Raw genomic sequence first — 13,818 nt, 5'->3', positions numbered from 1 at the left:
ATGAAAGTCGCGATCGTCCATTACTGGCTCGTCGGGATGCGCGGGGGTGAGAAGGTCATCGAAGCCCTGTGCGAGCTGTACCCGGAGGCCGACGTCTTCACGCACGTCTACCGGCCGGAACGCATCTCTCCCGTCATCCGCAGGCACCGGGTCACCACCACCTTCATCGACCGGCTGCCGATGGCCCACCGGATGTACCAGAAATACCTGCCGCTGATGCCGCTGGCGCTGGAACAGCTCGACCTCAGCGCCTACGACCTGGTGATCAGCAGCGAATCCGGACCGGCCAAGGGCGTGCTGACGCGGCCCGACGCGCTGCATGTCTGCTACTGCCACACGCCGATGCGCTATGTGTGGAGCGGCTATCACGATTACCTGTCGTCGGCGGGCCCGGTCGTCCGGCCGCTGATGCCCTACGCCATCCACCGGCTGCGGCAATGGGATCTGGCGACCGCCGCGCGGGTCGACCGCTTCATCGCCAATTCCGAAACGGTGGCCCAGCGCATCTGGCGGGTCTACCGCCGCGACTCCACCGTCATCAACCCGCCGGTGGAGACCCGCCGCTTCGCGACCGCCGAGCCGCCCGGCGACCATTACCTGTTCCTCAGCCAGCTGGTGTCCTACAAGCGCGCCGACGTGGCGATCGAGGCCTTCAACCGCATGGGCCGCAAGCTGGTCGTCGTCGGCGAGGGCGAGGAGTTCCGCCGGCTGAAGCAGATGGCCGGGCCGACGGTGGAACTGGTCGGCCATTGCTCCGCCGAGGAGCTGGACCGCCACTATGCCGCCTGCCGCGCCCTGGTCTTCACCGCCAACGAGGATTTCGGCATCGTGCCGGTTGAGGCGATGGCCGCCGGCCGGCCGGTGATCGCCCTGAACCGCGGCGGCGCCACCGAGACGGTGAAGGACGGCCTGACCGGCCTGTTCTTCGACCAGCAGACGCCCGAAGCCCTGATCGAGGCGGTGCAGCGGTTCGAGGCGCAGGAACGCCGCTTCGACCCGGTCGCCATCCAGGCCCATGCCGCGCGCTTCGACCGGGCCGTGTTCAAGTCGCGGCTGCGCGAGACCATCGAAAGCTGGATGAACGGGGAGGAGCCGTCACTCGCCCCGGCACGGGCCACTGCCCACGGCGCCCGCGGGCGGGAGCTGGCCCCGGCATGAGCGAGACCATGAGCAGCACCGCCAAGACCGCGCCCGGCATCGCCCGCACCGCCGTCCCGGCCCCGGCCGCCCCCGGCGCGGCCGGGCGCCTCGGCGTCACCGTGATCGTCCCGACCTATTGCCGGCCGGACCAGCTCGCCGACTGCCTCGACGGGCTGGTGCGCCAGACCCTGGCGCCCGCCCAGGTGATCGTCACCGTGCGCGACACCGACCCGGAGTCCGCCGAGATCGCCCACCGCTATGACGGCGCGCTGCCGATGCAGATCGTCCAGATCGAGGTGCCGGGGCAGGTGGCGGCCATCAACCGCGGCATGGACCATGCCCGCGGCGACATCGTCGCCATCACCGACGACGACGCGGTGCCCCATCCCGACTGGGTCGAGCGGATCGAGGGCTGGTACCGCACCGATCCCCGGATCGGCGGCGTCGGCGGCCGCGACCATGTCTATCACGACGGCGTGCCGGAAACCGGCGAGAGGCGGGTCGTCGGCCGGCTGCAATGGTTCGGCCGGGTCATCGGCAACCACCATCTTGGCGTCGGCCCGGCGCAGGACGTCGATGTCCTGAAGGGCGCCAACTGGAGCTTCCGCCGTGCCGCCATCACCGGCCAGCGGCTGAACACCCGGCTGCGCGGCAGCGGCGCCCAGGTCCGCAACGAGGTGGATTTCTGCCTGCGCCTGTCCCGGCGCGGCTGGCGGCTGGTCTACGACCCGATGGTGGCGGTCGACCATTTCCCGGCCGTCCGCTTCGACATCGACCAGCGCGGCTCCGACCACTTCCACCCGCTGGCGCAGGAGAACGCGACCTACAACGACACGGTCGCCCTGATGGCCCATTTCAACCCGGCCAACCGCATGGTGTTCGCCGCCTGGGCCTTCCTGGTCGGCACCTGCGAGTTTCCCGGTGCGGTGCAATGGGCGCGGCTCGCCCTCGGCGGCGACCCGCATGCCGGGGCGAAGCTGCGCGCCACCCTGCGCGGCCGGCTGGCCGGGATGCGCGACTGGCGGGAGTCGCCGGCATGACCTTCGCCACAGCCGGCGCCACAGCCGGCGCCGCAACGGGCCTCGACGGGAGCCAGCCGGGCCATGGGAATGGGGACGGGCTGCCCTCCGTCGCCAAGCTGGCCCCCACCCTCTTCTGGTTCGTGGTGGCGATGCCGGTGCTGATGGGCAAGGCCGGCCTGCTGGAGATCATCTTTCCGGTCGGCGCGCTCGCCGCCGGCGCCCTGCTGGTGACGCGCGACCCGGCCCGCTTCGCCGCCTTCACCTGGTGGCTGTGGTTCCTGACGCCGGAGGTGCGCCGGCTGGTCGATTATCAGGCGGGATGGAGCGTCATCAGCCCGGTCATGGTAACGCCCTACGCCGTCGGCGCCATGTCCTGTCTGGTGATCGCGCAGTATCTGCCGATGCTGCGCTACCGCGCCTATTTCGGTTTCGTCCCGGTGATGGCCGGGCTGTTCTACGCCTACGTCAACGGGATCACCCAGGCCGGCATGGCGGCGGCGACCTTCGCGCTGCTGAACTGGCTGGTGCCGGTGACGCTCGGCCTCTATGTCGCCCTGCACTGGCCGATCTACCCGCAGATCCGCGACGCCGTGCTGCGCGCCTTCGTGCTGGGAATGGCCGTGGTCGGCGGATACGGGCTGATCCAGTATTTCGTGATGCCGCCCTGGGACGCGCGCTGGCTGATCAATGTCGGCATGACCAACCAGGGCCTGCCGCTGCCGATGCAGGTGCGGGTGTTCAGCACGCTGAACTCCTCCGGCCCGCTGGCCTTCCTGCTGGTGACCGGGCTGGCCGTGCTGCCGGCGGCGCGCGGCATCCTGGTGCCGGTCGCCGGCGCCCTGGCACTGGGTGCGCTGATGCTCAGCCTCGTCCGCGCCGCGTGGCTGGCCGGGCTGTTCGTCTTCGTCTGGCTGCTGCTGACCATGCCCGGACGGCACCGTCTGCGGCTGGTCGCGGTCGGCTGCGGGTTGGTCCTGTTCTCCCTGCCGCTGCTCAGCGTGCCGATGGTCAATCAATCCATCGTCAAGCGGTTCGACACGCTGAATTCGATGGAGAACGACCGCAGCTATCAGGAGCGGCAGGAGTTCTACGGCCGCTTCCTGATCGAGGCGCTGACGGAGGTGCGCGGCGCCGGCCTCGGCACCGTCGACACCGCGACCAAGCTGACCAACGAGGACGGCCATCTCGGCGCCATGGCCTATTTCGACAGCGGCATCCTGCGCGTCCCCTACGAACTGGGCTGGCCCGGCACGCTGGGCTATGTCGCGGGCATCGTCACGCTGATGGTCGGGCTGCTGCGCCGCGGCGGCGCCCCGCCGGACCCCTTCGCCCGCTGTGCCGAGACCGCCGCCCTGACGATCCTCGGCTGCATGGTGTTCGAACACACGCTGGTGAAGGTCACGGGTGTCGGCTTCTGGTTCTTCCTGGGCATGGGCATGGCCGCGAAGACCTACGGGCTGGCCAGCCTCCAGGCCGCCCCGCAACCGGCGGCGCTCCCGGCCGAGCCGAGCCACGAGGAATTACGTGAGGAAAAGCAATGGACGGAATCCTGACCTTCCCCGCGGAGATCCGGGAGGCCAGCGTTCTCCAGCTCGGCCTGGGTTGGTTCCCCGAAACCCATGGCGGGGCGGAGAACATGTTCTACCACCTTGCACGCCATCTGCCGCAGCAGGGCATCGTCTTTTCCGGGCTGGTTCTCGGCAACACCTCCGCCAGGCTGGACAACGGCGCCCGCATCGACAGCTTCGCGCCGCCGACCGCCTCGCTGCCGCGCCGGGTGGCGGCGGCGCGCACCGCCATCGCCGAGGCGCTGCGCCGGCAGGCCCCCGACCTCGTCGCCTCCCATTTCGCGCTGAACACGGTGGGGGCCCTGCCCACCCTGCGCAACCGGCCGCTGGTCGTCCACTTCCACGGCCCATGGGCTTTGGAAAGCGCGGCCGAGGGAGCCGGCCCCCTGTCGGTTCGGCTGAAGTTCCTGGTTGAGCGGCTGGTCTATCACCGCGCCAACCGCTTCGTCGTGCTGTCCCGCTCCTTCGGCACCATCCTCGCCGAGCGTTACGGCGTGCCGCCCGACCGCATCCGCCTGGTGCCGGGCGGGGTGGAGGCCGACCGCTACGACCTGCCCGACAGCCGGCAGCAGGCGCGGGCGCGGCTGGGCTGGCCGCAGGGGCGCCCCGTGATCCTGACGGTCCGCCGTCTGGTGAAGCGGATGGGGCTGTCCGCGCTGGTCGACGCCATGGTGGAGCTGCGCCGCCGGGTGCCCGACGCGCTGCTGGTGGTCGCGGGCCGCGGACCGGAAGCGGCGGCGCTGCAGAACCGTATCGGCGCGCTGGGTCTGGAGGAGCATGTGCGCCTGCTGGGCTTCGTGCCCGACGCGCAGCTGCCGCTGGCCTACCGCGCCGCCGACTTGTGCGTGATGCCGTCGCAGGCGCTGGAGGGCTTCGGCATCACCGCGCTGGAATCGCTGGCGTCCGGCACCCCGGTGCTGGTCACCCCCGTCGGCGGCCTGCCCGAGGTGGTGGAGGGGCTGAACGGCGACCTCGTGCTGGCCGGAACCGACGCGCGCGCCATCGGCACCGGACTGGCGGAGGCGCTGACCGGCGTCCGCCGCCTGCCCGACGCCGACGCCTGCCGGTCGCTGGTCCGCACCCGCTTCGACTGGCCGGTGATCGCCGCCCGCACCGCCGCCGTCTACCGTGACGCCCTGCAATGAGCCCGCCACCATGAGCAGCATCGTCATCCTCTGCGACCACGCCCACCCGGGCGGCGGACTGGCCAAGGTCGCCATCGCCGGGGCGGTCGGGCTGGCGCGGCGCGGCCACCGGGTGCATTTCTTCACCGCCGTGCCGCCCATCGACCCCGCCCTGCTGATCGACGGCATCACCGTCCATTGCCTGGACCAGCCCGACCTGAAGGGCAACGCCGACCGCGTGCAGGCGGCGATCCGCGGCATCTGGAACCGGGAATCGGCCCGCGCGCTCGACGGGCTGCTGGCCCGCTGCCCGGCCAACGACACGGTGGTCCACATCCACGGCTGGGCCAAGGCGCTGTCGCCCAGTGTCTTTCCGGTTTGCCGCCGCTCCGGCCTGCCGGTGCTGCTGACCCTGCACGATTACTTCCCGCTCTGTCCGAACGGCGCCTTCTTCGTCTTTCCCGAGGGCGTCAACTGCCCGCACCGGGCGCTGTCGGCCGGCTGCCTCGCCACCGACTGCGACGCCCGCGCCCAGCACCACAAATGGTGGCGGGCGGCCCGTCATGCGGCGGGCGCGCTGGCCGGCGGCTTCACCGGCGGCATGGCGCTGGTGACGCTCAGCGACCGTCAGCGCGCGGTGATCGCGCCGCATCTGCCCCCCGGCACCATCACCCTGCCGATCCCCAACCCGGTCGAGGTGCCGGACGAAATCCGCGACCGCGACCCCGCCCCCGTCGCGGACAGCCGCCATGTGCTGTTCGTCGGCCGGCTGTCGCGCGAGAAGGGCGCCGCCCTGCTGGCCGACGCGGCGGCGCTGGCCGGAACCCCCGTCCGCTTCGTCGGCGACGGCGACGAGGCCGAGGCGGTCCGCCGCCTGAACCCGGCGGCCGAACTCGCCGGCTGGCTGCCGCCCGGCGCGGTGCTGGAGGAGGTCCGGCGGGCGCGCGCCGTGGTGGTGCCGTCGCTGTGGTACGAAACCTTCGGCCTTGCCGCCTACGAGGCGCTGGCCAACGGCGTTCCCGTGATCGTCAGCGACAATTGCGCGGCGGCGGAGGCGGTGCGGACCGGCAGGAACGGCCTCCTGTTCCGCAGCGGCGATGCCGCCGACCTCGCCCGTTGCCTGCGCCTGCTCTCCCACGACAGCGAGGTGCAGCGGATGGGCCGCACCGCCCATGCCGATTACTGGCGCGCCCCCTTCACGCTGGACCGCCATCTCGACCGGGTGGAGGAGGTCTACCGCGCCGCCCTCGGCGGCGGGCTGGCGGCCCTGGCGCGGCTCGACGGCAATCCGCCGCCGGGGGCGGCGCGGATCCGCGCGCCATGACGGCCCCTCCCCCCTATGTCCGCCGCATCGGCAGGCGCCTGCTGCTGGCCGCGGCGCTCGCCCTTCCCGCCGCCGCGTCGGCCGCACAGGAAAAGCCCTTGCGCCCCCGCCCAGATCCATCGCCGTCGCCGTCTCCATTGCCGTCGGCCGGCCCCGCCCTGTCGATCCGCGACCGCGGCGCCGTCGGCGACGGGCGCAGCCATCCGCTGTCCGAACGCTACAAGAGCCTGGAGGCGGCGCGGCGCGTCCATCCGCATGTCCGCTCGCTCGACCAGGAATGCGACTGGGCGGCCCTGCAGGGCGCCGTGCTGGAACTGTCGCGGTCGGGCCATGGCGGGACGGTGATGGTGCCGCCCGGCCATTACCGGCTGGACGGCGAGATCGTCCTGCCCAACCTCGACCGCTATGACGAGGCCTTCAACGAGGTGGAGATCGTCGGCGCCGGGATGCGCGCCTCGCTGCTGTCCTGGCCGGAGGATCTCGGCCCCGGCCGCTTCGGCATCCGCGCGGGCAGCCGCCAGGCGGCACGAGATGGCAGAGTGAGGGACGACGACGGCTACCAGCGCAGCCGCATCGCCCATCTCAGCCTGCAGGGGCCGAAGCCCGGCAACCGGCCCGGCGACCCGCCGCCGGAGATGGGCGGGGTGGCCCTGACCTCCCGCTTCGTTCTCGAACGGGTAGGGGTGTTCGGCTTCCGCGCCGGGGTGGATGTCTGGCGCGACCATTCCTCGCTGATCTCGTGCCAGCTCACCAAGAACCACATCGGCGCCTACTGGTCTGCCGGGACGGAGAGTTTCGGCGACCATCTGTTCCTCGACACCGACCTCGCCGGCAACACGCTGGCCTCCATCGCGGTGGCGCCGGAGAACGGCATCGACCATTCCAGCTTCATCTCCTGCCATTTCGGCTTCTCGCCCTACGGCATCCTGGCGGAGGACGGCCCGCCCAAGCGCACCTTCCTGTCGAACAACAAGTTCCTGGACTGCGCCTTCGAGGCCTGCGGCAACGGCTGGATCCATGGCCCGGCGGCGGAGATGTACGGCAACAGCCTGATCGGCTGCAGCGGCTCTCTCCTGCCCCGTTACCGGCTGCCGAAACAGCCGGCGACCGGCCTGATCGTCGTGCGCTCGCTGGAACGCAACCAGTTCACCGGCGGCACCGCCAGCTTCGGCGACGGCACCAACGACCGCGCCGCCGATATCCAGACCGCCGCCGTCGTCGCCGCAAGCGCCGTCGGCAACCGGTTCGACGATGCCGACCGCCTGATCCGCCTCGGCCGCGACGGGCTCGCCCCGGCCCTGTCGGTCTCCGGCACCTGCCACGCCAACCGGTTCCAGGCGCTGGACTGTTCCGGCGAGTTCCGCAAGGTCGGCGCCGGCGGCGTCGATGCCGGCAATCTGGTGCAGCGCGACTACGACCGCGTCCGCCGGCTGGAGCCTGACCGCCCGGCCGACGGCGTCGCCCTCACCGCCGCATCCGCCGGAGGCGTCGTGCCCGTCGCCACCGCCGGCACCGCCCCGGTCGGCAAGACCCGCGGCGCCATCCGCATGGGAGCCGTCCTGCGCCCCGCCGGCACCATGCCCCATCGGGTCGAGCCGGCCCCCGGCTCCGCCGCACCGGTGGGCATCGCCGTGACGGACGCGCCAGCCGGCAGCGACAGCGTGACGGTCGACCTGCGGCTGGAAGTCAGGTGAGGCGACCTCCCCTCACGACGGCGACCTGACCAGCGGCCCGCTCACCCCCGCACTACCGGCGCGCAGCCCCGGCGCCTCCAGCAGATCCGCATAATGCGCCGCCGTCACCGGCCAGTCGTGGCGTTCGGCGATGCGGCGGCCGGCCACCCCCATGCGGCGGCGCTCGCCGGGGTCGGCGGCCAGACGGCGCATCGCCTCCACCAGCGCGTCATGCGAATCCGGGTCGTCCAGCACCACGGCCGCCCCGTCCTCCAGCAGCCAGCTGGCGCCGGCAAGCCGCGTGGTGACGACCGGCAGGCCGCTCGCCGCCGCCTCCAGCAGGACCAGACCGAAGGGCTCGTAGCGGGTCGGGAAGACGAACAGGTCGGCCGCCCGCATCAGGTCCGCCACGTCGCGCCGGTGGCCGAGGAAGCGCACGCGCTCCTCCACCCCCAGTGACCGCGCCAGCGCCGGAAAGGGGCCGCCGCGCTCGTCGCCCACCACCGCCAGCGCCAGGTCCGGCACCTCGGCCAGGGCACGCAGGACACCGTCCAGATTCTTGCGGTCGCTGCGGGCATCGCCGACGAACAGCGCCACCGGACGGCCGGGCGGCAAGCCGAACACGGACGGGTCGGGCGTGCCGGGGCGGAATTCGGCCACATCGACGCCGTTGTCGATCACCGCCAGCCGGGCCGGATCGATGCCGTCGCGGCGCAGTTCCTCCGCCACCGTGCGCGACACCGCCACCAGCCGGCCGGCGCGGCGGAAGCTCCAGCGCTCGAAGCCGACATTCAGCAGGGTGTAGAGCGCCCGGTACAGCGACAGCGGTGACAGGCCCTTGCGCACGGGATGGGTGGGCGAGCGCATCCAGGCCGAATGGACGAAATGAACGGCGTTGACGTCCGACCGCGCCCAGCTGACGAAGCCGTTCACCACCACCCGGTCGACCCCCGCCCGCCTCGCCCGCGCCAGCGCGCGGCTCGCCCGCCAGGCGAACAGCTGGTCCTTGGCAAGCTGCGTCGCCACCCCGCCGCCGACCGGAATCCAGCGCAGGCTGGGATGGCGCGCCAGCTCGTCGGCAACCTCCGTCGCGATGGCCACCACCTCGTGCCCGCGGCGCAGAAGCTCCTCCACGACGACGGCGTTCACCCGGCCCTGCCCGTCATGCCGGACGATCTTCTGCGTGACCACGGCGATGCGCATGGCGCTTTCCCTGCTCGGCTGTGTCGGTCGTATCGACGGTATCGGCGGCGGCTCACCCAGGAGTGGACCACGGAGCTGCCACGTACGCCAAACAAACGAAAGAGACCAACCCCGCTCAACAGGATTAAATCCTGTCATACCTCAACCAAGTCTACAGATTTTCCAATAAATCGCAGAGTGCAAATCGATTTTTACGGAAGAGTCAAAGATGAGTCAAAGGGATGTCTCATCTTTGACTCTCCAAAGCGTCGCAACAACCTGTCAACACATTCAACGAATAGGGTAACACAAACGATCAAGTTACCTCGACCCAACTGGTTTTCCGATCTTTGGTTAATGGGAGTCGTGCCGATGGCAGTCACTGAATCCAATCTCATCGATGTCACCTTCGAGATCGAGGCGTGGGGGCAGGAAGCCGGCGGCGTCTGGCCGCATCTCGCCCTGAAGCTGGATGGCGCGACCATCGGACATGCGACGGTGAACAGCGCCAGCGCCGGGCGCTACACCATCAGCGCCAAGGTCGCCGCCGGCACCGCGCACAATCTGCAGCTCGTCTACGACAATGACGCGGTGGTGGGCGGCGCCGACCGCAACCTGTTCGTCCGCGCCATTTCCGTGAACGGCACCAAGATCGCCATGACCGACCCGTCGGTGACCTACGACAAGGGCGCGATCGACGGCCGCGACGTGGTGAAGGGCCAGGAGGAGATGTACTGGAGCGGCGCGCTGAACGTCCCGCTGCCGGCGACCCTGTTCCCCGTGCGGGATGACGTGACCGCCGGTCCGGCCGAGACCAAGTCCTTCAGCGTCGTCGTCAATGCCTGGGGCACGAGCGCAGGCGGCGTGCCGCCGCACTTCAAGCTGCTGGCCGACGGCAAGGTGGTGGGCGAGGCGACGGTGTCCGCCACCACCCAGACCGCCTACACGTTCACGGTCGACCTCGACCCGGCGCTCGCCCACAAGATCCAGGTCCAGTACGACAACGACGCCGTCATCAACGGCCAGGACCGCAGCCTCTATATCGGCTCCGTCGTGGTGAACGGCCACAGCATCTCCTCCACCGCCGACGGGGTCATCTACGACAAGGGCGCGCTGGACGGCCGGGACGTCGTCGTCGGCCAGCAGGGGCTGTGGTGGAACGGCACGCTGAGCGTCCCCGTCACCAAGGAGATGCTGGGCGACACCTCGGCCGCCCCTCCCGCCGGTTCGCCGCCGAGCGCCACGCTGCCGAAGAACGAGCATACCGCCAACGCCGGGGTGAGCAGCGAGCGCCCTCCGCTGAAGTCGGACGTGTCCGCCATCTCCTGGGGTGCCGACCGCGGTCTGGCGCCGCAGCACCTGTTCTGGGAATCGGTGCCCGACTATGCCAGCTCCAGCCACCTGAAGGAGACGCGCGACGTCGCCGCCGACCATCTGGCTGACGGGGTGATGCCGCTGATCGGCATGCAGCTGTGGGAGGATACCTTCGAGTATTCGCAGCCCGGCGGCGAATTCGCCAATCTCGGCGGCCACAAGGCCTGGGTCTCCTGGATCCAGTCGCGCCAGCATTATCTGGGTCGCGACGCCGACGGCAACATCCACAATTCGGACAGCGGCAATCCCTATGGCTGGGGCTATGTCAGCCCGCTGATGCCGCTGGACGCCAAGGACGCGCCGGCCGGCTGGACCGGCGGCACCGCCTATTACAGTGACTGGATGGCCGACAAGCTGGGCCGCCTCTCCGCCCTGACCGGCACCCGCGGCTACGAGCTGGCCGACTTCTTCGACGGCAGCCCGCATTCCGGCGTGATGGACTTCTTCAACACGCGGATGATCGCCGATTTCAGCGCCAAGACCGGCATCAAGGTTTCCGGCAGCACGCTGGAGCAGCAGGCCGACTACATCGTTGCCAACCACCCGACCGAGTGGCTGGACTATTTCGTCGACGGTTGGGCCGACAGCTGGAAGGCGCTGGAGGAGTCCATCGTCAAGCACACCGGCGAAGCGGCGTGGCTGACCACGCAGGTGTCCTTCACCCCGGCGGCCATGCGCGAATTCGCGGGCGTCGACACGCGGGTGATCGCCGAGAAGATGAACGAGGACTCGATCCTGTTCAACGTGCAGACGCTTGAGCGCTTCACGATGCAGCACAAGGAGGCGCCGGCCTCCTACGAGCAGGCGATGCTGGGCATCCACGCCGCCCGCGCGCCGGACGCCCATTTCGGCCATATGCTGTCCTCGTCCGAGAAGGACTATTGGGGCGCGGTCGACAGCCTCTACACCGGCGTCAGCGGCACGGTGCGCGAGGAGCTGGGCTGGGGCCGCCTGGAGCAGACCTGGCTGCAGAGCGGCTGGACGATGATCGCCGACGACCAGGGCGGCGTGCGCCGCGCGGCGGAGCAATGGTCGCGCAGCTATCACGACTGGGGCGAGGTGGAGCAGTCCTGGCTGGACATGCTGCGCGACATCGTGCCGACCCGTCCCTTCGGCCCGGCACTCTATTACAGCGTCAACGCCGAGGCGGCGATGAACGCGCTGGAGCCGGCCGGCAACTCCATCGGCAACGCCTATCTGGGCGAGCTGCTGACGCCGATCACCAAGCTGCACGATGCCGGCGTGACCTTCGGCTATTACGTCAGCGACGCGGCCCTGTCGACGATGACCGAGGCCAGCACGCCCAGCGCCTGGATCATCCCGCAGGCGACCTACGGCGGACAGAGCCTGTTCAGCGACGCCGAGATCGCCGCCCTGGAGGCCAAGGCGCCGGTGCTGATCGGCGACGAGGCGCTGAACTACAAGCACCCGCTGACCTTCACCGACAATGATCCGGACGCCCAGATCACCGGCTACGGCTTCTACGACCAGCTTGACCGGCTGATCGTGGTCGCGTCCGACCGGGTGGACTTCGACGACACCGCGGCGCGCAAGTCGGTGGACACCCATGTGGAACTGCAGCTGGCCAACGGCCACTACACGGTCCATGACCTGATCCACAACACCACCCAGAGCTTCGACGTCGTGAACGGCATCGGCAGCTTCGAAACCACCATCGACCGCTGGGATACCGGCGTCTACGCCATCACCCAGGATATGGCGGCGTAATATCGCCGGGCGTAAGCTCCGACTTACACCCGGCGGCAGGGGCCGCGACTGCGGCCCCGCAGGCCCATGCCTGCGAAGGCAAGCGGCCGGGCGGCCGCGCCCGCCGTTCGAGGGCGCTTAAAGGGCGGCATCAGGCAGAACCTAACGGTTCGGCATGGGAATGGGGACGGTGGTCCGCTTCGGCAGGGCTCCGTCCCCGCTTTTTTCCCGGCGCCCGATTTTCCTGCTGGCGGAGACTGTTTAAGAGTCTATATTATCATCATGGGCCGGCGGCAATGGAACCGCCGAGAAAGCCAAGATTTCTAATTGGAATTGCTTTTTAAAAATGTTTCTCTTGCAGTAACGGCGCGTTATTTCAGCCATTTCGTCTACGACCCCTCTCCGTAAGTCGTCCTCCGCCGGCGCTCCGTTCGACCTTACGGATTTATCATTTTGCATGCCTGCTGCAAGAAGGTAGAATTACTGTTCGCCTTTTAATGCCGATTCTGCCCAGCCGGCATGAATCTCTCTCCCTCTGAACCTAGAAGTCTTCCAAAAGTGATGAAGACAACGCCATGAGTGCGGGATCATAGTTTGATCCAAATTCGATTGGACGAACACGCACCGGTCGATACAACGTGCATCGTCCATCGGTTTCGCATATCGCGCCGGTTCGGCGCGGCGGCAGACGACGCAGCAAACGCGAGGGCTCGAACGGGGAGCCGAGGGCAAATCGCCGGACAGAGAAACCGGCAGTCCGAATCGCTGCGCTGCCCTTGCCGCCCTTCCGTACAGCGTTCGGGGGAGGAGCCCTTGCGGCCCGGCCGCGCGATGGTGTCGCCCGCCATATCGTCCATTCCTGGGGGAGACGGACATGACCGATCGCATTCGTGTGATTGTTCACAATCAGAGCCGATTGCTGCGTGAATCCATCCTGAACATCCTGGATGATTGCTTCGAGGTCATCGATCCGCAAAGCCGGCTCGCCACGGGGCTGTCCCCGAAGACGGCATGGAACGGGCGGGCGAATGGGGCGGGCGACCGTTATGCCGCCGGCTCCCTCGCCGGAGGAGCGGTGGTCACGCTGGAACCGCAGGCCGGAAACGGCGGCAGCGAGCGGGCCGGCGAACAACAGGCCGGCGAACGGACCGCGGACATCGTGCTGTTCGATCTCGCCTCGCTCAAGACCGACGCCTGGAACTTCCGCAGCTGGTACGGCGAGGACGCCAAGCTGGCGATGATCGCGGACGAATTCTCGGCCCACCACATGCGGATGGCGCTGCGTTTCGGCGTGCGCGGCTATCTGCTGAACCGGATGGCGCCCTCCGCCTTCGTCCTGGCCCTGCGCCTGATCCATGCCGGCGAACCGGTGGTGCCGGAGGAATGCTTCGACTACTTCTCTCCCACCGCGCTCCGCCGCGGCGGCGAGGACGGGTCGGTGACCCAGCATGAATCCGAACTTCTGGGATATCCCGGCCTCTACCCGCGCCATGCACGCATCCTGAAGCTGATCATGGACGGCTGCAGCAACAAGGAGATCGCGCGTGAAATGCTGATGACCGAGGATCTCGTCAAGCTGCACGTGCGCCACATCATGCAGACAATCAACGTCCGCAACCGCACCCAGGCCGCCCTGTGGGCCGCCCAGAGCGGCATCATCCAGGAGATGGAATATTTCCTGGAGCGGACCGTCCCCTAGGACCA

Annotated in this window: 9 protein-coding genes; 8 read left to right on the top strand and 1 reads right to left on the bottom strand. The window is 69.3% G+C overall.

The features are described 5' to 3' along the window. Genes DM194_RS18490 through DM194_RS18465 form a run of 6 tightly spaced genes read left to right on the top strand, consistent with a single transcriptional unit; the run spans position 1 to position 7,872 of the window. Positions 1-1,158 (top strand): glycosyltransferase, encoded by a 1,158-nt coding sequence (locus DM194_RS18490; RefSeq protein ID WP_111069034.1) that lies wholly within the window; start codon positions 1-3, stop codon positions 1,156-1,158. Next, entirely contained in the window at positions 1,155-2,180 is a 1,026-nt protein-coding gene (locus DM194_RS18485) for a glycosyltransferase family 2 protein (RefSeq protein WP_246024454.1), read from the top strand. Before DM194_RS18490 ends, DM194_RS18485 begins: the two co-directional genes overlap by 4 nt. Continuing rightward, positions 2,177-3,715: an O-antigen ligase family protein gene (locus tag DM194_RS18480; RefSeq protein ID WP_111069033.1), complete on the top strand. Its 1,539-nt coding sequence runs from the start codon at positions 2,177-2,179 to the stop codon at positions 3,713-3,715. The genes DM194_RS18485 and DM194_RS18480 overlap by 4 nt, the downstream gene beginning before the upstream one ends. Continuing rightward, positions 3,700-4,875: a glycosyltransferase family 4 protein gene (locus tag DM194_RS18475; protein ID WP_246024453.1), complete on the top strand. Its 1,176-nt coding sequence runs from the start codon at positions 3,700-3,702 to the stop codon at positions 4,873-4,875. The genes DM194_RS18480 and DM194_RS18475 overlap by 16 nt, the downstream gene beginning before the upstream one ends. 10 nt (positions 4,876-4,885) lie before the next feature. Further along, the gene (locus tag DM194_RS18470; RefSeq protein ID WP_111069032.1) at positions 4,886-6,178 is read left to right on the top strand and encodes a glycosyltransferase family 4 protein; all 1,293 of its coding nucleotides are present in this window, start codon (positions 4,886-4,888) and stop codon (positions 6,176-6,178) included. Then, on the top strand, positions 6,175-7,872 hold the full coding sequence (locus tag DM194_RS18465) for a DUF2190 family protein (protein WP_111069031.1): 1,698 nt from the start codon (positions 6,175-6,177) through the stop codon (positions 7,870-7,872). Before DM194_RS18470 ends, DM194_RS18465 begins: the two co-directional genes overlap by 4 nt. A gap of 12 nt (positions 7,873-7,884) precedes the next feature. On the opposite strand, the gene DM194_RS18460 is transcribed toward DM194_RS18465, so the two are convergent. Further along, the gene (locus DM194_RS18460) at positions 7,885-9,054 is read right to left on the bottom strand and encodes a glycosyltransferase family 4 protein (RefSeq protein ID WP_111069030.1); all 1,170 of its coding nucleotides are present in this window, start codon (positions 9,052-9,054) and stop codon (positions 7,885-7,887) included. 351 nt (positions 9,055-9,405) lie between these two features. Here DM194_RS18460 and DM194_RS18455 point away from each other — a divergent pair, with 351 nt between their 5' ends. Together DM194_RS18455 and DM194_RS18450 are read left to right on the top strand one after the other, a co-directional pair. After that, complete coding sequence (locus DM194_RS18455; protein WP_246024452.1) at positions 9,406-12,135, top strand: carbohydrate-binding domain-containing protein; 2,730 nt, start codon at positions 9,406-9,408, stop codon at positions 12,133-12,135. A gap of 853 nt (positions 12,136-12,988) precedes the next feature. Further along, complete coding sequence (locus tag DM194_RS18450) at positions 12,989-13,813, top strand: LuxR C-terminal-related transcriptional regulator (RefSeq protein WP_111069028.1); 825 nt, start codon at positions 12,989-12,991, stop codon at positions 13,811-13,813. Positions 13,814-13,818: the final 5 nt, after the last annotated feature.

Source organism: Azospirillum ramasamyi, from assembly GCF_003233655.1.
In the GTDB taxonomy this organism is placed as follows: Bacteria; Pseudomonadota; Alphaproteobacteria; order Azospirillales; family Azospirillaceae; genus Azospirillum; species Azospirillum ramasamyi.
The sequence above is the reverse complement of the archived record's forward strand: the minus strand, read 5'-3'. Positions and strand labels throughout refer to the sequence as shown.